This is a genomic window from Micromonospora sp. R311 (assembly GCF_056780015.1).
This window is the reverse complement of record NZ_JBSWCE010000019.1, coordinates 69,619-88,234: the sequence shown is the minus strand read 5'-3', so window position 1 is coordinate 88,234 and position 18,616 is coordinate 69,619. Positions and strand designations below refer to the sequence as shown.

Below are 18,616 nucleotides of genomic sequence, written 5' to 3'. Positions count from 1 at the left end.
CGGACCGGGGGTGCCGTTCCGGCGGTAGCTGGTCAGCGCGACGGTCTTTCGGGCGTACGGCGCCCACCGCGATGCCGGTTCCCCTTCGACCCGGCCCAACCGAGTTCGCGCCAGCGCAGCACCAGGGCCCAGCCCGCCACCAGCGCGAAGGCCGCGATCAGCGCGGTTTGTCCGGTGCTGCCGCCGATATTGCGGTCCATGACGTGGACGGCGGTGTGCGCGACCGCCCCGACCAGGTAGCCGGCGAGAGCGACCACCAGCGCGTCCGCCCAGATGAGGGCCAGCAGCAGGGTGGCCCCGATGCCGAGCTGGAAGGAGCCCACGTCGTGCACGAAGTGCCGGCTCGGGGGGAAGTCGACCGCAGAGCTGAACGATTCCGGCGCGGTCAGCCCCCACACCCCGACCACGACGGCGGACAGACCGAGCAGGGCGGCGATGCCGCGGACGATGCGTCTCATGCCCTCTCGACGGTACAGGTTCCGGTGAGGTGACGTGGCCGGTGTCACACCTCGGCGCTACCTTGCAGGGACGCCCGCTCCCGAGGAGGCATCCGCATGATCGACCACCTGTCCGTCCAGGTCCGCGACGTGGCCGCCAGCGCGGCGTTCTACGACGCGGTGCTCGCCCCGCTGGGCGGCCGGCGGTTGCTGGAATTCCCGAACGTCATCGGCTACGGCGTCGACCGGCCCGATTTCTGGCTGGGCCCGACGACGACCGGGGGCAGCGCCCGCGAGGTGCACCTGGCGTTCACCGCGCCGGATCGCGCCGCCGTCCAGGCGTTCCACGACGCCGCCGTCGCGGCCGGCGCCGAGGTGCTGCACGCTCCCCGCGTCTGGCCGGAATACCACCCGACCTACTTCGGCGCGTTCGTCCGCGACCCGGACGGCAACAACGTCCAGGCGGTCTGCCACGCCCCGGAGTGATCCGGCGTTAGGTTGACGGGCATGGAGCAGCGGATCAGCCTGATCACCCTCGGGGTTGCCGACGTGGCCCGGGCCCGGGCGTTCTACGAGCGGCTCGGCTGGCGCGGTCAGGAGGTCGAGGAGACGGTCTTCTTCCAGGCCGGCGGCCTGGTGCTGGTGCTGTGGGGCCGGGCGAAGCTGGCCGCCGACGCGGGTGTGGACGACGACCCGGGCACCGGTGGGTTCGGCGGCCTGACGCTCGCGCAGAACCTCCGCTCCCGCGAGGAGGTCGACGACCTGCTCGCCGTGGCGGCGGCTGCCGGCGCCACGGTGACCCGCCCGGCCCGGGAGACCTTCTACGGCGGGTACGCCGGCTGTTTCGCCGACCCGGACGGTCACGTCTGGGAGATCGCCTGGAACCCGGGTTTCCCGCTCGGCCCGGACGGCACCATCACCGTCCCCGACTTCGGCGCCCCGGCCTGAGTCGGCCGGCTTCGCGGCTCCGGTCATGAACTGGACGACGGGCAGAGCAGCCGGTCGACCAGCGGTAGCTCCAGCGGATCCAGGCAGAGCGTGATCAGGGTGACAGGACCCGACGACGGCGGTGCCGTGGTCGGCGGTGGGGCCGTGGTCGGGGGCGGCGCCGTGGTCGGCGGCACGGCGCTCGGAGCAGGAGCCCTGGTCGGCGGGGCGGTGGTCGGGGCCGGGCCGTCGGCCGGGGACGGCGGGGCGGCGGGCCGGTCCGCACCGGCCGCCGGCGCGATGGGAGCGCCCGGGTTCCCGGGTGCGGTCGGCCGGTCCCCCGGGCCGCCGGTGGGCCGGGGCTCGGCCGAGCCGGTCACCGACGCCGCCGTGCCGCCGCCCGGCGGCTCGCCGGACGTGGTGGGGGCGGTGTCGCTCGACGGCACCGCGTCGGGCCCGGCGGGGAAGCCGCCCGCCTCCGCCCGGTACGGCACGCCCGCCGGCTGCTCCGGCTCGACGGCGCCGACGGCCAGCGCCGCGAACGCCACCGCGGCGACGGCGGTGACCATGGCCGCCCGCCGGTCGTGCCGCAGCCCGGTCAGCGGGGCCTGGGCCGGCACGGCCACCGGCGGCGGCACCGGCCGCGCGCGCTGGTGGGCGTCGAGCAGGTCGTCGACCTGCGCGGCCACCGCGGCGCGCTCCCCGGTGGCGGCGGCGAAGGCCAGGGTGAGATAGAAGCGGAAGTTCACCACCGCGGGGGTCGGCACCAGCAGCCCGGCGAGCCGCCCCCCGTCGCCGGCGTGTAGCAGGGTGAGCGGAACGTCGGGGTGGTGCGCGGGCCCCACCAGGTCCGGGTACGTCCACTCGCGCCGGTGCTCCCGCCCGGCGAAGGCCACCCGGTGGTTGGTCACCACGGCCAGGCCGGCGTCGACGACCCGTACGCCCTTCGGCAGGGCCCCGTGCGGGGTGTCGGGGCCGGTCGCGGCACCGGCCAGTCCGGGGGTGGGCAGGCCGGCGACGTGCCGGGCCTCCGCCTCGACCAGCTCGGCGGCGGGCAGCACCCGGTAGACGACCTCGTCGTCAGCGAGGTCCACGGGCAGCCCGGTTCGGGGCTGGGTGCAGCCGAGGAAGCTGGCGGCCTCGATCTGGAGCCGGATCAGTTGGTCGTGGCGTCGGAGCCAGGCCGCGGTCTCGGCGTCGTACGCGCGCCGCCGCCGGTCGTTCTCGCGCTCCGACCAGGTGATGCGCCAGCGGGCCTCCGCTGGTGCCGGGATCATGATGATGGCCGGTGATTTCGCCGTCACACCCGGTACAACCGCCCGTCTCACCTACAGGACACGCATGGCGATCGATATATCCGCGTTGTTCCCGAAAGGAGAGAATTGACCCGACGGGGGCGCGGAACCGGCCGTCCGGCCTAGAAGATGACGCGCCGGGGATACGTCTCGGCCTCCCGCGCCCACTGCTCGGCGGCCGCCGCCAGCGCGTCGGCCGAGACCGTCAGCGTCAGCGGATACACCGCGTCGAGGGGTCGCCGCGGCATCCACGGCGGCAGCGACTCGTAGGAGAACTCGACGACCAGTTCCACCCGCCGGCGCCGGATGACCCGGCTCCGCAACGTCAGGTTCGGCTCGATGAACCGCACCACCGCCGGCGGCGCCGCCGGGTCCACCGCGGACTCGGCCCGCCACCGCAGCCAGCCGGTCAGCGCCTCCGCCTCCGCCACGGTGAGGCAGGGCTCCAGGTGCGACCACGCCTGCCCGTCGGCGGTGCGGGCGTCCGTCTCGATGAGCAGCCAGTCGTCCCAGCCCTCGTCGGGATGGACCGGCGGCTCGACGCCCGGCTGGTAGCCGACCGGGCGGATCCTCACCCGGGCGCCGTCGTCGGAGCGGATCTCCATCCACCCATCATCTCGGACATCGGGTCGCAATCTGGGCGAATTCTCCGGTCGGCCTGATCGGCGGCCCCTCAGGACCGCGGAGTCGGGGGCCGGTACGGGAAGACCCGGATGCCTCCACTCCGCCACCCGGCAAGGCTGGGGACATGACGACAGTCCACCCCCGGACCACCACGAAACTCGTACCGGCCGCGGCCCTCGGCGCGCCGGCGCTCCTGCTGCTCTACGGCCTGTTGCGGCTGCTCGACGGGCTGGACGGCCACCATGGACCGGGCTGGGCATGGAACGTCGGGCACACCCTCTTCCTGGTGGCGTTCGTGCTCTTCGCCGTACTCCTGGTCGGGCTGCGGCGACTGCTGCGCCAGGCCGCGCCACGGCAGCGACCGCTCACCGAGGCCGCGACCGCGCTCGGGCTGGCCGGCGCGGCCGGGTTCCTCTGGGTGATCCTCGGCGACCTGTTCCCCCGGCTCTCCGACGCCGCGCCGCTGCCGGACCCGGCGATGGCGCTCGGGCCGCTGCTGTTCCAGGTCGGCATCCTCACCCTGCTGGTGCAGGCCGCGACCGCCCGGCCGCGACTGCTGCCGGGCTGGAGCCCGGTGCTGGTGCTGCTCGGCTTCCTGCCGATCGCGGTGAACCTCGACCTGCTGCCGCTCGGCGCGGCCCTCATCCTCGGCGGCCTGCTCCCCCTGCACCGACTCACCGAACCCGCCGAGCGTGATACCTGAGAGTCATATTGATGCCTCACGGTCATCACGGCCGCCGGCGACAGGTGCCCGGCGGCGCGACACGCGGGAGCCGGCCGGCCGTCGGTCAGGTCCAGACGGTGCGGCGCACGCCGCGGTGCTCGGCGCAGGCGGCCCGCTGCCCGCCGGTCAGGCTGACCGAGCCGTCGCGGCACTGCACCAGATAACCCCGCCCGGCCCAGAACTGCGGCGCGCAGTCGAACCAGTCGCAGATCTCGGCGGCGGGCCGGCGGATCCGGTTACCGCCGCAGAAGTCGTACCCCATCGGGTTGGCCGGCGCGCCGCAGAGCCGCTCCCCGGGCGCCGTCGTCGACGGCGTCGGGGCGGGCGGGGTGGTGCTGCGCTTCGGCTTGGGCGCGGCGAGCGGCGGCACCGACGGGCCCAGCCGGGGGACGCCGGTCGGCGCGGGGGTGGCCGCGACCGCGACCTCGCCGCGCCCCGGGTCCGACGGGTCGGATTCGATCAGCGCGGCGGGCACCAGCACCGCGATGGCCGCCGCCACCGCCACGGTGCGCCGGCCGCCGGGCAGCATCGCGCTGAGCCGGGCCTGCGCGGGCGTGGCGATGCCCGGCCGGATCGGCTTGAGCTGCGCGTGCTCGGCGATCAGCTCGTCGAGCTGGGCGATGACGGCGTCGCGCTGCTCGATCGCGTCGGCGAAGGCCAGGGTCAGCTTGAACCGGAAGTCCGCGGCGGCGTCGGCGGGCAGCATCAGCCCGGAGGTGCGCCGCCGGTCCAGCACCTGGATCAGCGTGACCGGGGCCGCCGGGTCGTGGGCCAGGCCGGTCATCCGGCCGTACGCCCAGTCGCGCCGGCCGCGCCCGCCGAGCAGCACCAGCCGGCGGTTGGTGATCACCGCCATGCCGGCGTCGGTGACGCGGATCCCGTCGGGACGGCGGGGTCGCAGCGGCGTGGCGTCGACGGCGACGGTCAGGTCGGGGGCCGGGAGCACGCTGGTGTGCCGGACCTCGACCAGTTGCGCGGCGGGCAGCGCCCAGAGGACCACCTCGCCGGCGCCGAGTTCCAGGGGCAGTCCGGCGCCGGCCGCCGCCGACCCGTGGAACTCCGCGGCGAGGGTGCGCAGCCGGCACAGTTCGTCGTCGCGTCGTCGCCATGCCGTCTCGGCGCCGCGGTACGTCCGCAGCCGCCGATCGTTCTGCCGGTGCGCCCACCGGTACCGCCATGTGGAACCCGTCGAATCAGTCCTTGCCACGCCGACTCCTTCGCCGTGCAGAACCACCACCGGGGTGTCACAGGTGTTAACTCCGGCGGCGTCCGGCGTGGACACGCCACATCGGGCGAATCACCCGATCGGTGTACCAAGTTGGACGATAAGTCGATTCTGCTGCGTGGCTTCCTGCCCGTCGGGCGTGTCAGCGGTGGTGCCTCTCCCCGACCCGGTAGGTGCGCAGGTTCGGGTCGGCCCGCAGCTGCGCCTCGGTGTACTTGACGGTGTCCCAGCCCTTGCCCGAGTAGAGCCTCGTCTGGTCGGCGTACCAGGGCGAGTTCGGGTTGGTCGACTGCGAGTAGGTGAGGATCTGCCGGCCGGACGGGCCGTTCGGGCCCAGCTCGACGGCCATCACGAAGGACGAACCGTGCACCACCTTCGGGTAGCCGACGCCGGGCCGCAACGGGTTGATGATCATGTTGAAGATGCCGGCCTCGGCCGGTCCACCGTGGATCGGGATGCGCCGGTCGCCGCGCGGTTCGGTCTGGATGTCGCCGAGGCGGGCGTCCAGCGGGATGCCGGCGAGCCGGCGCACGGCGTCGGCGAGCGCCCGCAGCACCCGCGGGTCGGCGGTGGCCAGCCGGGCCGGGGTGTGCACCGGGTCGGCGGCGTCGAAGGCGTCGGCGAACCGGATGCCGCCGGCCAGCGCGAACTCGGTGAACACGTGGGCGCCCCGGCTGTCGGTGTCCACCCGCAGGTCCCAGCGCCGCAGCGCGGCACAGGCGTCGCGCAGGTCCACGGTGCTGCCGTCGGAGGCGGTGGCGGTCGACTGGGCTGTGCAGAGCGCGACCAGGTCGTCGCGGACCAGTTCGCCGCCGTACGCGCGGTTGCCGAACACGGTCTGCCAGAGCCGGCCGGCGGTGAACCGGGTGCCCGGCAGGTCGTCGGTGCCGGCGAGGCGCCGCTGCACCTGGTCCAGCCCGAGCCGGGTGCGCAGGCTGCGCGGGGTGCCCTCGTTGCCGACGATCCGCGGGTAGCCCTCCAGCGGCGCGTCCGGGTTGGCCAGCCAGTGGCTGTCGTTGGAGTTGGTCACGTAGTCGGCGCGGAACCGGATCGGCAGGTTAGCCGGGCCGAGGATGCCGGGCACCACGGCGTCCGGGTCGGCGCCGAGCGCGCACGCCGACCGGGACCCGTCCAGGACCGCCTGGCCGCTGCTGGCGTAGAGCGGCTGGAACGGCGCCGGGATGCAGGCGGCGGCGAGTTCGTCGGTGACCCGGGGCACCACCGAGTGGTCGGCGTAGAGCGCCTCGCCGCGGGCGTCGGCGGCGATCACGTTGACCCAGGGCAGGAACTGGTAGCGGTCCAGCACGCTCTTCAGCTCGCGGACCGTCTTCGCCCGGCCCATCTGCAACCAGCCGTCGAAGGCCCGGTTGTTGGTGGCGTTGACGTCGGTGACGGCGTACGCGGCGTCGGCCGTCCAGTCGAAGGTGCCGGGCACCACGACCACCGGACCGTAGTGGGTGTCGTGGAAGGTGCGGCTGACCGGTACCGTGCCGCCGGCCGGGCCGGGCACCTGCACGGTGACCGTGCGGGTGGTCATCTTCCGCGGCCGGCCGTCGAGGTAGTAGGAGGTCGAATCACCGGGCACCAGGGCGAGCCGGTGCCAGACGAACCGGCGGGCGGTGGAGACGGTGTGGCTCCAGGCGAGGGTGCGGTTGTGCCCGATCTCCACGATCGGGTCGCCGATCAGCGCGGCGCCCTCCACGTCGTAGCGGCCGGGCACCTTGAGATGCATCCGGTAGAACCGCTCCGCGCCGTCCCAGGGGAAGTGCGGGTTGGCCAGCACCATCCCGCCGCCGTGCGTGGTGGCCCCGGCGCCCAGGCCGTACGCGTTGCTGCCCACCCCGGCCGGCGCGCCGTCGGCGGCGGCGAGCACGGCCGCCGCGCCGGGCGCGTCCTGGGCGGCGGCCGGGCCGGTCGCGGTCGGCGGGGCGGCGGCGACGATGCCGTCGAGCAGCGCGCGGGAGCCGGCCCGGACCATGCTGGCCCAGGTGCTCCGCCAGAGATCCAGCTCGGTCAGCGGGCGCACCCAGGGTTTGGCCCGGCAGGCCGGGTCGGTGAGGCCGGCCGGGCCGCCGACCCGGCGCAGGTAGGTGTTGTAGCCGGCGACGAACCCGCGGATCTGGTCGCGGACGTCGTCGGACGGGGAGTGGACGCCGTCGCGAGGGCCGGTGAGCAGGCGCTCGACCGTACGGTCCTCGATCGCCTTGCGATAGAACAGGTCGCTGCGCACGTTCGGGTCCGTCGACCCGGTCACCCCGAAGTACCGGGAGCGCTCGGCGTTGACCGTGGCCACCTTCTCGGCGATGACGCAGAGGTTGTCCTCCGCCTGCACGTAGCCGACGCCGAAGCCGAGGCTGCCGAAGCTGTGCGCGGTGATGTGCGGGACGCCGTACGACGCCCGGCGGATCTCGGCGGAGTAGCCCCGCCCGTCGCGCTGCTCGCCGGCGGCCGGCGCCGCGCCGACGGCCAGCCCGGACACGACCATGCCCAGCGCGGCCATCGCGGCGCCGAGGCGAAGAGCTGGACCGGTCACGTGCATCCTCCCCGCCGGACGTCATCGTCCAGAAACATTCACGTTCCTCGGCATTCTCACCCGGCCGGGCCGCCGCGTACACCCCTGCCCGGCGGCCACCTGGTTCAGGGGAGGTCCAGAACCAGGTCGGCGGTGGCGACGCCGATCTCACCGTCGTACTCGTCACCGGCGGCGGCCCGGGCGGCCGCCCGGTCCGTGCCCGGCCACAGGTGGGTCAGCAGGAGCCGTCCGACGCCGGCGTCGGCGGCCAGGCGGCCCATCTGCCGCGCGCTCGACAGGTAGCGCCGCGAGTCCTCCGGCACCTGATCCACGTAGGTGGCCTCAGCCAGCAGCAGGTCCGCGTCACCTGCCAGGTCGACCAGGTCGGCACTCGGACCGGTGTCACCGGTGTAGGCGAGAACGCGATCACCCGCGGTCAGCCGTACGCCGGCGTTCGGCACCCAGTGCGGCAACAGGAAGGTCTCGGCACGGAACGGGCCGATCTCAAGACGGCTGCCGACGGTGATCTCGTGCAGGGCGTAGGCGTCGGCCAGCATGCCGGGACGGTCCAGCGCCAACACCGCGTCGAGCGCACCGGGCAGCGCGTACACCGGTAGCGGCGCCGGCGGGTCGTCGCGCAGCGCCCGCGCCCGCAGCAGCGGGTTCAGGTCGGCGCAGTGATCGGGATGTCCGTGGCTGACGAACACCGCGTCGACCTGGTCCGCCGTGATCCGTTGCAGCAGCCGCGGCACGGTCGCGTAGCCGAGGTCGACGAGCAGCCGGAAGCCGTCATGTTCCACCAGGTATCCGCTGCACGCCTGGCCCGCTTCCGGCCACGCCCCGCATCCGCCGAGAACCCTGAGCCGCATGCCCGGCAACCCTAGTGGCCGGTCCGTGGGCTGCGACGTCCGGCCGCCGGCAGGCGTCACCCTCGGATGCCGGCCGGCCGCCGGCTTTCGCCGGACGAGGCGGTCCGGGGCTGGGTAACGTCAGCCGCAGCCGGTGCCGCCGGCGGCGGGGCGGAAGGGGTGAGCGCCGGTGACCGAGACGGGTGGCCGTCGCGACGCGATGATCGCCGTCGACATCGGCACGGCCAGCGCCAAGGCGGTCGCCTACGACAGCCACGCCCGCCAGCTCACCCAGTACGGGGTCGCCTATCCGCTGGACGAGCCGCAGCCCGGCTGGGCCGAGCAGGATCCGCTGCGGGTCCACACGGCGGTGCTGGAGGCGATCGCGGCCGTGGTCGCCGAGCTGGGACGGCCGGTGGCCGGCCTGTCGTTCAGCACCGCGATGCACAGCCTGATCGGCCTGGACGGCGACGGCGAGCCGATCACCCCCTCGATCACCTGGGCCGACGCCCGGGCCAGCCGGCAGGCCGAGCGGCTGCGGGCGGTCCCGTCCGGGCTGGCCCTGCACCGCCGCACCGGCACCCCGGTGCACCCGATGGCGCCGCTGCCCAAGCTGCTCTGGCTGGCCGAGCAGGAGCCGCAGCTGTTCGGACGCACGGCCTACTGGGTGAGCATCAAGGACTGGATCCTGCTGCGGCTCTGCGACGAGCTGGTCACCGACCACTCGGTCGCCTCTGGCAGCGGGCTGATGGACATCCACCGGCTGGCCTGGGACTCCGAGGCGCTCAGCATCGCCGGCATCACCGAGGCGCAGCTGCCCCGGCTGGTCTCCACCACCGCCGTGCTGCCCGGCCTGACCGCCGAGGCGGCCGAGGTGACCGGGTTGCCGCGGCACACGCCGGTGGTGGTCGGCGCCGGCGACGGGCCGCTGGCCAACCTGGGCCTGGGCGCCGTGGCCCCGGGGGTGGTGGCCTGCTCGATCGGCACCAGCGGCGCGATGCGGGTGGTGGTGGAGCACCCGGGCGTCGACCCGCTCGGCGGGGTGTACTGCTACGCGCTGACCGAGCGGCGGTGGGTGGTCGGCGGGGCGATCAACAACGGCGGCGTGGTGCTCGACTGGGCCGGGGACGCGCTGGCCCCGGAGCTGGGCGAGGACGCCGAGGAGCAACTGCTGGCGCTGGCCGCCCGCGCCCCGGTCGGCTCCGGCGGGCTGATCATGCTGCCGTACCTGCTGAGCGAGCGGGCGCCGCACTGGAGCGCGCTGCCGCGCGGCGCGTACGTCGGGCTGACCCACGGCCACCGCCGCTCGCACCTGGTGCGGGCCGCGATCGAGGGGGTCTGCCAGCAGCTCGCGCTGGTGCTGGCGTCGGTGCGGGCGGCCGGCAACGAGGTGCACGAGGTACGGGCCAGCGGCGGCTTCGCCCGCAGCGGGCTGTGGCGGCAGATCCTCGCGGACGTGCTGGGCATGCCGGTGCGGTTCCCGGCCGGGCACGAGGGGTCCAGCCTCGGCGCGGCGCTGCTCGGCATGCAGGCGTTGGGGCAGATCGCCTCGGTCGACGTGGCCGCCGAGATGGTCACCATCGAGGAGACCATCAACCCCGATCCGGCGGCGGCCGCCACCTACGCGACGCTGCTGCCGCTCTTCTCCGAGCTGTACGACGCGCTGGTGCCGACGTTCACCTCGCTGCGCCGGCTGGCGCCGGGCCTGCCGCCGGAGCCCGTCCCCACGCCGCCGCCCCTGTAGCGCCCGCCGGGTGGCTCACCCTGGCGGGGACCGGCCGGCGCGGCGGGAGGTCAGGGGGCCTCGACCGCGGAGATCCGGTACTTGTGCACCTCGGCGCCGAGGATCGCGGCCACCTGCCCCTCACCGGGACCGGAGCCGCGGAAGGCGAGCAGCTGCTCGTCGGACTCCCAGCGCTCGTAGACGTTGATCCGCCCCGGCTCGACCGGGTCCCCGCTGATCGCGAAGTCGACGCAGCCCGGCGCGGAGCGCGCCTGCCGGACCGTCTCGACGCAGGACGCCAGGTATGGGCCCCGCTCGGCCGGGTCGACGTACAGGCTGCCGGCGACGATGAGCACAGTGGACCTGCTTCCTACTAGGTGCTCGTTGGTGAGCAATTCGGATGTTTCGCTCTCCGTCCGGTGGTGGCCGGGCTGGAGTCCTGGACCGGCAGTCTGGTCCGGTGGCGATCGGTCCTGTCCTGCAGGATCTGCTTCACCTTGTGGTGTGGGGTGTGCAGGGCGATGTCGGGGTCGCCGGCTCGTTGCAGGATGTTGATCGCGGCGTTCACGTCGGCCTGCCACACCACCCCGCACGAGGTGCAGTGAAGCCGGTCCCCGCTGCGTCGGCCGAGCCGGCCGCAGCGGTGACAGGTTTGTGAGGTGTAGGCGGCGTTGACGTGTACGAGCGCAGAACCTCTGCGCTCCGACACGTTGGTCAGCGCTTCGGCGGTGACCCCTTTGGTCCACCCGGCGAGGCGCCGGTTGAGGTTCCTACCGAGCGTCTTACGCCCGGCGAAGGTCTTGGTCAGGTCTTCGGCGACCACGGTGGCGGATTTGTCGACGACCCGGTGCACGGCGGTGAAGATCTCCGTACGGACCTGCGCCCGATGGCGGGCGGCGCGCCGGTCCCGCTTCACGTGCCCGAGGTTGTTGACAGTGATCCGGTGCGCTTTCGCGTGGTCACCGCGACGGGCGGCGTTGTTGGCTATCGAGCGCAGCTTCGCCCGGCGGCGGTTGCGTTCCTTCAACCGGTCCGACTCGGTAGTCAGCAACTCGCCGAGGCGGGTGCCGTGGCGCTCGCCCTCGGAGTCGGCCAGGGCTTCGGTGTAGCCCTTGTCGACGCCGATGGTTCGGCTGCCGCACGGCCGCTGCGACGATCGCAGCTGCGACGCGTCGATCTGGTAGTGCACTTCGACCCGGCCGCCCCGCAGGATCAGCCGCAGCGTGCCGGTCGGGACGACCGTCGTGGACAGCGGGATCCTGACCATCCTGCGGCGTTCGAGACCGGGAACCGCAAGCCATAACCCGCCACGCCCGTCGGCGAGGATGTTGTGCTGATCGGCGCGCACGACGATCTGATCGTGGGTGCGGTTCTTGCCTCGCTTCCAGTGCTTGCGCATCTGCCGGGCCAGGAACGGATCCTCTGCCCATCGGTCGCTCTTGAGCGCGGTGAGCATCCGCTTGCGCTCGGCCGGATCGTCCGTGCGCCGCACGATCGCCCGCCGCACCTCAACCTTGGCCGCCGCATTGTTCGCCGCGATGTCGGCCATCGCGTCGCGCACGGTCTCCTTCCACGCATTCGCCAGCACACCGAACCGCTGATGCGTGCCATCAGCCAGCCAACGATCCCGCACCTGCCGATCCCTCAGCCCCGACCCGACTCCGCTGGTCGAACCGTAGCGCTGCCACACCTCGCTGCGCACGCAACCTAGCCGGCTGGCCTGCTCCACAAGGGCCACATACTTGCCGACGTTCAGGCGGGCCGAGTAGGCGATTCGGGTGACCTTCACTGGCCGCCACCAGTGATCAGATCCGCTCTCTTGATCATCCCACCGCCGACCCCGCTGATCCACTCGTCCACGGCGAGCCCGCAAGCCACGCAGAACTGCTGCATCGACGCGACCCGCGAAGCCAGGTCGGCTCTGGCCGGGCAAAAGACCCGGCCACAACCTTCCGGCGCGGGACGTCGAAGCCCGGTTGCAGCGCCTTGCGCACATCGGAGTCGTCGAAATACCTCTGTCCCGACGACAGGCGGCGAGCCGCGACCTGGCCCTGTAGGCAGTTTATAGCGAAAGTTCCGACCACTAGTCACTCCTCCTCTGACGGCTGACGATCCAGTGATAGTCCCCGGGTGTGACAGCGGCGCGGCGCGCCGCCGCACCCGGACGGGTGACGCCACCGCCACCGGCGCCGACCGTGCCGGCCGCTCCTTATCGTACAAACGTGAGTAAAACCGACAAGAAGGCTTCATCTTCCCGGCACGTACGGCGAGCCCTGTCGGCGCTGGTGGCGCTGGCCCTGCTCGGGCCGGTGGGGCCGGCGGCGGCCGACGGCGGCGGGCCGGCGGCGTCGCCCGCCGCGCCGCGGCCCCCGGCGGCCGCGCTGGCCTGGCTCGCCTTCCCCGGCGGGGTGTTCTCGGTGGACACCGCGGCGCGGACCGTGCGCTACCGGGCCTGCGACGGTGACACCGGCCGGGTGGCCGACCCGGGCATGCGGGTCGCCCGCCGGGTCGCCAGCGGTGAGGTCACCGTCGGCGGCACGACCTACGTCTACGACATCCCGCTGGTCGGGCGCATCCCCGGCGTGGTGGAGGTGGTACGCCCCGGCACCCGGCCGGCGGCGCTGGTCGGCGAGGTGGTCACCGACCCGCAACCGCCCACCGACCCGGCCGCCGGGCGGCGGCTGCTCCCGCTCACCGGGCGGCTGGCGCGGGTGGTGGCCGGGTCCACCGCCAACCCGGCCGGGGTCGCCGTCCGCGACCTCTCCGGCCGGTACGGCGACCAGCAGATCGCGGTCAACGGCACGTTCCGCCCCAAGGCCGCCAGCGTGATCAAGCTGTGGATCCTGGTCGAGCTGCTGCGCCGGGTCGACTGCGGCCAGGTGGCGCTGGACGACGGGGTGCTGGTCACCCCGGCCGACGTGGTCGACGGCACGGGCGAGTTGCAGTACGAGACGTTCCCGCAGGTGGTCACGGTCCACCGGCTCGCCGAATACATGATCATCTACAGTGACAACACGGCGGCGAACGTGCTGATCGACTACCTGGGCGGGTTCGCCCCGGTCAACGCGCTGATCGACTCGATGAACCAGCGCGAGACCGTGCTGGCCCGCAAGATGCTCGACACCGAGGCCGCCCGGCGGGGCGAGGAGAACTACACCAGCCCGGACGACGTGATCTCGCTGCTCGGCGCGGTCTGGGACGCCGAGATCCTCACCCCGGCGTCCCGCGACCTGATGATCGGCTTCCTGCGCGGGCAGACCCTGAACACCAAGATCCCCGCCGCGCTGCCGCCCGGCGTGCCGGTGGCGCACAAGACCGGGGACCTCCCCGACGCCTCGCACGACGTCGGCTACTACCTGCTCCCCGGCGCACAGACCGCGGTCGCCTTCCTCACCTCCGGGCCGACGGCCAGCGGCGACGAGACCGTCCGCCGGCTCGCCCGCACCGTCTACGACTACCTGGTGCCGCCCGGCGACGGGGCGTACCAGGAGTGAGCTCAGGCGGCGCCCGGGATGTTGGCCGGCGGGTCCTCCCGCACCAGCTCCGCGGCCGGCTTCGGCACCGACACCGGCAGGCCGAAGTCGGCGTAGGCCAGGTCGAGCCGCGCCGTCCGCCCCGGCTCGGCGGCCAGTTCGAGCTGGTAGCGGACCAGCCGGCCCTGCTCGTCCACGGTGGCGGTGAACGGCACCGCGCCGGCCCGGTCACCGAGCACCCCGCCGACCCCCGCACCGAGCACGTCGGCGCTGTCGCGCAGGTCGACGGTGCCGGCGTAGTCGCGCACCCCCGTCTGCCGGACCCCGGCCGGAGCCCGCAGGGTGCTGGCCAGCCGGGTGTTGTCCAGGCCCCGGCCCCCGCCGGCCGGCACGTGCCACCAGGTGCGGCCGTCCCACTCCGGCACCCGCCGGTCCGGGGCGCTCACCCGCACGTAGACGTCCGTCCCGGTGACCAGCCGCTCGATCTTCACCTCGCCGGTGGGCACCTTCAGCGAGGTGGTCTCCAGGCCCCGCCGCGCCTGCGGGTCCCAGACCAGCACGGTGCCGTCCCCGTCCGCGCCGGTGCCGACGGTCAACCGGTACGACTCCCGCTCGACCCGGGCGGCGGCGTCGACCAGCACGCTGGCCGGGTCGGTGCCCGCCGCCGGCCGTCCGGTCTCCGACGGCTCCGACCGGCCGAAGGCGGCCCAGCCGCCGACGACCGCGGTGGCGGCGAGGACGGCGCCGGCGGCGACCAGCTTGCGACGATTCACGGCGACGTCTCCTCCGGCAGGGGTGTGGTGGGCCCGCCGGCGGATCACCGATCGACGCTCACGACAGTGCGGTCCGGCCAGCGTAGCCGGACCGCACCGGCGTGCTCACGCCCGGCTGATCGCGTTGGCGTGGATCGCCTCGGCCAGGTAGGCGGTCAGGCCCGGCGCGATGGCCTCGTAGTGCGCGGTGAACCGCTCGTCGGCCAGGTACATGTCGGCCAGGCCGGTGTGGATCTCGTACGAGCACTCGTAGAACCACCGGCTGATGATCTGCCGGTGCTCCTCGGCCAGTTCCATCGCCTCCGCGCTGTCCGCCGGAGCGCCGGAGGACATCAGCGCCACGATCCGGCGACCCCAGTCCTCGTTCTCCGCCTTGATCCGCAGCCAGTCCTCCCTGGTGTGGCGGGACACGCGCCGGTTCGACTCCCGGTACGCCTCGCTGCCGCCCCACCGCTGCTCCGCCTCCGCGGCGTGCGCGTCCGGGTCGAAGTCGCCGAAGACCTCGAACCGCTCCTGCGGGGTCAGTTGGATGTTCAACTTGCTCGCCTCCATCGCGAACTCGATCGCCGTGACCATCTCCTGCAACCGCTTGATCCGTACGGTCAGCAGCTCGTGCTGGCGGCGCAGGTGCGCCGCCGGGTCACTCGCCGGGTCGTCGAGGATCGCGGCGATCTCCTCAAGCGGGAACCCCAGCTCCCGGTAGTAGCGGATGAGCTGCAACCGCTCCAGGTCCGCGTCGTCGTAGCGGCGGTAGCCGGTGCTGCTGCGACCACTGGGCGAGAGCAGTCCGATCTCGTCGTAGTGGTGCAGCGTCCGCACGGTCACCCCGGCCAGCTTGGCCACCTGTCCCACCGTGTACGCCATGGTTTCCCTCCCTTCCGGAAACCAGGCTCCCGCCTGCCGCTACGTGAGGGTCAAGGCCGATTCTGCGACGCCGGTCACCCCGGCGCTCCGGCTTCGCCGGAGCGCGGTGCGCGGCCGCCCCGGTCAGGCTCGGGCGAGCGCGGTGCGCAGCTGGGCCAGCCCGGCGGGACGGCCGTAGCGGAAGCCCTGGCCGTGCACGCAGCCGATCGCCGTCACCGCGGCGTGCTGCCGCTCGGTCTCCACGCCCTCGGCCACCACCGAGAGCTGGAACGCCCCGGCGAGCCGGGTCACCATCTCCACCGTCGCGTACGCCCGTGCGTCGGTGTCGAGCCGGGCCACGAAGGAGCGGTCGATCTTCAGCTCGGTGGCCGGGATCCGGTGCAGGTAGCTCAGCGCCGAGTACCCGGTGCCGAAGTCGTCGATGGCGATCCGGATGCCCAGCTCGCGCAGTTGGCGCAGCCGGTCGAGCACCGCCTCGCTGCCGTCGATCAGCGCCGACTCGGTCAGCTCCAGGGTGAGCGCCCGGGGCGCCAGGCCGGCGCTCGCGGTCGCCGCGGTCACCGTGGCGATCAGGTCCGGCCGGCGCAGGTGCGCGGCGGCGATGTTCACCGCCACGGTCGCCTCGGTCCGCCGGTCCTGCCAGGTCGCCGCCGCCCGGCACGCCTCGTGGATCACCCACCGGTCGATCGGCACGATCAGCCCGGTCTCCTCGGCCAGCGGCAGGAACCGGGCCGGGCTGAGCAGCCCGAGCCGGGGGTGCCGCCAGCGCACCAGCGCCTCCGCGCTGCGCACCGCCCCGGTGGCCAGGTCGACGATGGGCTGGAAATCCAGGTGCAGCTGACCCTCGTCGACCGCGCGCCGCAGGTCGGCGATCAGCTCCGCCCGGGTCACCGCCGACTCCCGCAGTGCCGAGGTGCAGGTCCGGTACGCGGACTTGCCGGCGGCCTTGGCCGCGTACATGGCGATGTCGGCGTCGCGCAGCAGGTCGGTGTGCGAGGCGTGCTGCGGGCCGTACTCGGCGATGCCGATGCTGGCCGACGGGTGCAGTCCCAGGTCGCCGTCGTCGGGCGGCTCCAGCGCGGCGAGCAGCCGTTCGGCCAGCCGCTCCGGCGGCACCTGCCGGTCGCCGTCGACCAGCACGGCGAACTCGTCGCCACCGAGCCGGGCGATCGTGCCGTCGCCGTCGACCGCCGCCCGCATCCGGTCGGCGACGCCGGTCAGGAGGCTGTCCCCGGTGGCGTGCCCGAACCGGTCGTTGACCTGCTTGAACCCGTCCAGGTCGAGCAGCAGCACGGCGACCGGGCCACCGTCGCGCAGCGCGGTGCGCAGCCGGCGGGTGAACATCAGCCGGTTGGGCAGGCCGGTGAGCTGGTCGGCGTACGCCAGCCGGCGCAGCCGAACCACCAGCCGCAGGTTCTCGTTGGCGGCCAGCCCCTGCCGCAGCGCCAGCACGGCGAGCAGCACCATCATGCCGAAGAAGACCAGGTGCGGGACCTGCCCGGTCGGTAGGCGGGCCAGCACGACCGCCACGACCGCCCCGCCCACCGGCAGGTACGGCAGCGCCACCCGCCACCACGGCGGCAGCGGCGGCTCCGCCTCGTCCGCGTCGTCGCACTCCGGCGGCGGGGGGTATCCGGTGGCCACGCCGACCAGCAGGTAGCTCAGCGGCCAGCAGACGTCGATCGGGTGCCCGGCGACGTAGTCGCCGCGCGCGGCGAGCGACACGTAGACGGTGTCGGCCACCGCCCGCAGGGTGAGGGCGGCCCCGATCACCGTCATCGGCCGCCACATCGGCCGGCCCGGCCCGGCGACCGCGACCAGGATGGTCAGCTGCATCAGGTCGAGCATCGGGAAGAGCAGGCCGAGGGTACGCACCGGATCGGCCAGGTCGGCGGCGGCGACGGGGCGGAAGACGACCACCCAGCCGACCGGCACCAGGGCGAGCCCGACGATCACCCCGTCCAGCACGGTCCGGGCCCGGCCCACGGCGGTGCGCGGGGCGGCGAGCGAGCAGAGCAGCGCCCCGGTGCCGGTGAGGATCCCCGCGGTGAAGATCGCACCGACCAGCGGGGTGTGCGGCAGGCCGCCGCCGACCAGCCGGTCCACGGTCCACACCGCCCGACCCAGCGCCGCCAGCGCCATGGTGGCCGCGAGAAGCGCCCAGAACCGGCGCAGCGACGCCGGATGCCGGCGGGCCGCACCCCGGCAGGCCAGCGCCGCCCAGGCCGCCACCAGCAACGCGCCGACGTCGCTGACCAGGGCCGCGCCGGGCAGCGCCGCGACCAGCCAGACGGCCTCGCCGACCAGCACCGCGCCCGCGCCGAAAAGCCCCACCCGAGCGGTACACCCCGCGGCTGGGCGACGGGAGCGGCCCCACAGCGTCGGCCGGTCGGCGTCGACCGGCCCGGCCGGCGGGCCGGAGTGCCCGGGGCGGGTCGAAGCGGCCGGCGCGGGGGTGCCCCCGGCGGCCTGCTCGACGTCCTGTCGCGATCCGATCGCTCCGGCTCTCTCTCCTGCGCACCCTCGACGGCGAGGACCGGTCCCGGCAAACCCGGAAAGCGTAGCCAGGTGCTCAGTCGCCCCGCCAGAGCCGTACGGGCATGGCCGACCTCTCAGGACGGTGCGGGCGTGCCCTGCCGGTAGAGGCTGACCAGCACGCCGTAGCGGGGCGCGGCGTCGCCGGCGTCCTCGGCGCCGTCGACCAGCTCGCTGAGCGCGGCGGCGAGCTGGTCGGCCTGGGCCGCGGTGAGCCGCAGGTGGCGCAGCTGCACCAGCGGCTCGCCGGCGGCCGTGGCGACCTCCTCGCCGACCGCGCCGAACATCGCGGCGGTGGCGGCGGTCTGCCCGGGCGCGACCCGCAGCCGCCGGGCGCTGCGCTGGTAGTACTGCTCGGTGCCGCCGCGCACCGGCCGGGTGTGCACCACCCGGACCATGCCGGCGTCGCGGAGCACCTTGAGGTGGTGCGCGACGTTGCCCTTGGCCGCGCCGAGCGAGGCGGCGAGCTGGCTGATGGTGGCGGGGCGCTGCCCGAGCGCGAAGAGCAGCCGCTGCCGCAGCGGGTGCCCGAGCGCCTTGAACTGCGCCGCGGTGGTGACCTCCAGCAGCTCGTCGGTCGGTTGGTCGGGGATCTCGTCGGCCACGAAGAAAGTGTCTGCACTTCTTGACGCTTTGTCAACGCGGCTGCTCTACTG

At 74.0% G+C, this 18,616-nt stretch carries 17 protein-coding genes; 5 read left to right on the top strand and 12 right to left on the bottom strand.

Annotated elements, in window-relative coordinates; all coding sequences use genetic code 11:
- Positions 1 to 32: 32 nt before the first annotated feature.
- Positions 33 to 458, bottom strand: a complete 426-nt coding sequence (locus AC1WTP_RS17930; RefSeq protein WP_481650403.1) for a hypothetical protein — start codon at positions 456 to 458, stop codon at positions 33 to 35.
- Between the two features lie 96 nt (positions 459 to 554).
- On the opposite strand from AC1WTP_RS17930, the gene AC1WTP_RS17925 reads away from it, so the two are divergent.
- Complete coding sequence (locus AC1WTP_RS17925; RefSeq protein WP_481650402.1) at positions 555 to 923, top strand: VOC family protein; 369 nt, start codon at positions 555 to 557, stop codon at positions 921 to 923.
- Between the two features lie 21 nt (positions 924 to 944).
- Positions 945 to 1,385 (top strand): VOC family protein, encoded by a 441-nt coding sequence (locus AC1WTP_RS17920; RefSeq protein WP_481650401.1) that lies wholly within the window; start codon positions 945 to 947, stop codon positions 1,383 to 1,385.
- 23 nt (positions 1,386 to 1,408) lie between these two features.
- Here the strand turns inward: AC1WTP_RS17920 and AC1WTP_RS17915 are convergent, their stop codons facing one another.
- Together AC1WTP_RS17915 and AC1WTP_RS17910 are read right to left on the bottom strand one after the other, a co-directional pair.
- On the bottom strand, positions 1,409 to 2,641 hold the full coding sequence (locus AC1WTP_RS17915) for a hypothetical protein (RefSeq protein WP_481650400.1): 1,233 nt from the start codon (positions 2,639 to 2,641) through the stop codon (positions 1,409 to 1,411).
- Between the two features lie 140 nt (positions 2,642 to 2,781).
- The gene (locus AC1WTP_RS17910; protein ID WP_481650399.1) at positions 2,782 to 3,264 is read right to left on the bottom strand and encodes a WapI family immunity protein; all 483 of its coding nucleotides are present in this window, start codon (positions 3,262 to 3,264) and stop codon (positions 2,782 to 2,784) included.
- A gap of 143 nt (positions 3,265 to 3,407) precedes the next feature.
- On the opposite strand from AC1WTP_RS17910, the gene AC1WTP_RS17905 reads away from it, so the two are divergent.
- Positions 3,408 to 3,986 carry a hypothetical protein gene (locus AC1WTP_RS17905; RefSeq protein WP_481650398.1) on the top strand — a complete coding sequence of 193 codons (579 nt, stop codon included), beginning with the start codon at positions 3,408 to 3,410 and terminating at the stop codon, positions 3,984 to 3,986.
- A gap of 85 nt (positions 3,987 to 4,071) precedes the next feature.
- Here the strand turns inward: AC1WTP_RS17905 and AC1WTP_RS17900 are convergent, their stop codons facing one another.
- The 3 genes from AC1WTP_RS17900 to AC1WTP_RS17890 form a co-directional block, all read right to left on the bottom strand.
- The gene (locus tag AC1WTP_RS17900) at positions 4,072 to 5,214 is read right to left on the bottom strand and encodes a hypothetical protein (RefSeq protein WP_481650397.1); all 1,143 of its coding nucleotides are present in this window, start codon (positions 5,212 to 5,214) and stop codon (positions 4,072 to 4,074) included.
- 160 nt (positions 5,215 to 5,374) lie between these two features.
- A complete protein-coding gene (locus AC1WTP_RS17895) occupies positions 5,375 to 7,732 on the bottom strand; it encodes an acylase (protein WP_481650441.1) in 2,358 nt (785 codons plus the stop codon).
- Between the two features lie 137 nt (positions 7,733 to 7,869).
- The gene (locus AC1WTP_RS17890; protein ID WP_481650396.1) at positions 7,870 to 8,613 is read right to left on the bottom strand and encodes an MBL fold metallo-hydrolase; all 744 of its coding nucleotides are present in this window, start codon (positions 8,611 to 8,613) and stop codon (positions 7,870 to 7,872) included.
- 169 nt (positions 8,614 to 8,782) lie between these two features.
- Here AC1WTP_RS17890 and AC1WTP_RS17885 point away from each other — a divergent pair, with 169 nt between their 5' ends.
- Positions 8,783 to 10,336, top strand: a complete 1,554-nt coding sequence (locus tag AC1WTP_RS17885) for a gluconokinase (RefSeq protein WP_481650395.1) — start codon at positions 8,783 to 8,785, stop codon at positions 10,334 to 10,336.
- Between the two features lie 50 nt (positions 10,337 to 10,386).
- Here the strand turns inward: AC1WTP_RS17885 and AC1WTP_RS17880 are convergent, their stop codons facing one another.
- A complete protein-coding gene (locus tag AC1WTP_RS17880; protein WP_481650394.1) occupies positions 10,387 to 10,671 on the bottom strand; it encodes a putative quinol monooxygenase in 285 nt (94 codons plus the stop codon).
- A gap of 17 nt (positions 10,672 to 10,688) precedes the next feature.
- Positions 10,689 to 12,104 carry an RNA-guided endonuclease TnpB family protein gene (locus tag AC1WTP_RS17875; protein ID WP_481650393.1) on the bottom strand — a complete coding sequence of 472 codons (1,416 nt, stop codon included), beginning with the start codon at positions 12,102 to 12,104 and terminating at the stop codon, positions 10,689 to 10,691.
- A 433-nt stretch (positions 12,105 to 12,537) separates the two neighbouring features.
- Here AC1WTP_RS17875 and AC1WTP_RS17870 point away from each other — a divergent pair, with 433 nt between their 5' ends.
- Positions 12,538 to 13,809 carry a serine hydrolase gene (locus tag AC1WTP_RS17870; RefSeq protein ID WP_481650392.1) on the top strand — a complete coding sequence of 424 codons (1,272 nt, stop codon included), beginning with the start codon at positions 12,538 to 12,540 and terminating at the stop codon, positions 13,807 to 13,809.
- Between the two features lie 2 nt (positions 13,810 to 13,811).
- Here AC1WTP_RS17870 and AC1WTP_RS17865 read toward each other — a convergent pair whose 3' ends face one another.
- The 4 genes from AC1WTP_RS17865 to AC1WTP_RS17850 form a co-directional block, all read right to left on the bottom strand.
- Positions 13,812 to 14,561, bottom strand: coding sequence for a hypothetical protein (locus AC1WTP_RS17865; protein ID WP_481650391.1), 750 nt, complete (start codon positions 14,559 to 14,561; stop codon positions 13,812 to 13,814).
- 105 nt (positions 14,562 to 14,666) lie between these two features.
- On the bottom strand, positions 14,667 to 15,425 hold the full coding sequence (locus tag AC1WTP_RS17860) for a MerR family transcriptional regulator (RefSeq protein WP_481650390.1): 759 nt from the start codon (positions 15,423 to 15,425) through the stop codon (positions 14,667 to 14,669).
- A 123-nt stretch (positions 15,426 to 15,548) separates the two neighbouring features.
- Positions 15,549 to 17,759 carry a putative bifunctional diguanylate cyclase/phosphodiesterase gene (locus tag AC1WTP_RS17855; protein WP_481650389.1) on the bottom strand — a complete coding sequence of 737 codons (2,211 nt, stop codon included), beginning with the start codon at positions 17,757 to 17,759 and terminating at the stop codon, positions 15,549 to 15,551.
- Positions 17,760 to 18,037: 278 nt separating this feature from the next.
- On the bottom strand, positions 18,038 to 18,565 hold the full coding sequence (locus AC1WTP_RS17850; protein ID WP_481650388.1) for an ArsR/SmtB family transcription factor: 528 nt from the start codon (positions 18,563 to 18,565) through the stop codon (positions 18,038 to 18,040).
- Between the last annotated feature and the right edge of the window lie 51 nt (positions 18,566 to 18,616).

Bases quoted from the DNA above. Each gene is read 5' to 3' on its own strand.
- AC1WTP_RS17930 (WP_481650403.1), bottom strand. From the start codon at position 458: ATGAGACGCATCGTCCGCGGCATCGCCGCCCTGCTCGGTCTGTCCGCC.
- AC1WTP_RS17925 (WP_481650402.1), top strand. From the start codon at position 555: ATGATCGACCACCTGTCCGTCCAGGTCCGCGACGTGGCCGCCAGCGCG.
- AC1WTP_RS17920 (WP_481650401.1), top strand. From the start codon at position 945: ATGGAGCAGCGGATCAGCCTGATCACCCTCGGGGTTGCCGACGTGGCC.
- AC1WTP_RS17915 (WP_481650400.1), bottom strand. From the start codon at position 2,641: ATGATCCCGGCACCAGCGGAGGCCCGCTGGCGCATCACCTGGTCGGAG.
- AC1WTP_RS17910 (WP_481650399.1), bottom strand. From the start codon at position 3,264: ATGGAGATCCGCTCCGACGACGGCGCCCGGGTGAGGATCCGCCCGGTC.
- AC1WTP_RS17905 (WP_481650398.1), top strand. From the start codon at position 3,408: ATGACGACAGTCCACCCCCGGACCACCACGAAACTCGTACCGGCCGCG.
- AC1WTP_RS17895 (WP_481650441.1), bottom strand. From the start codon at position 7,732: ATGGCCGCGCTGGGCATGGTCGTGTCCGGGCTGGCCGTCGGCGCGGCG.
- AC1WTP_RS17890 (WP_481650396.1), bottom strand. From the start codon at position 8,613: ATGCGGCTCAGGGTTCTCGGCGGATGCGGGGCGTGGCCGGAAGCGGGC.
- AC1WTP_RS17860 (WP_481650390.1), bottom strand. From the start codon at position 15,425: ATGGCGTACACGGTGGGACAGGTGGCCAAGCTGGCCGGGGTGACCGTG.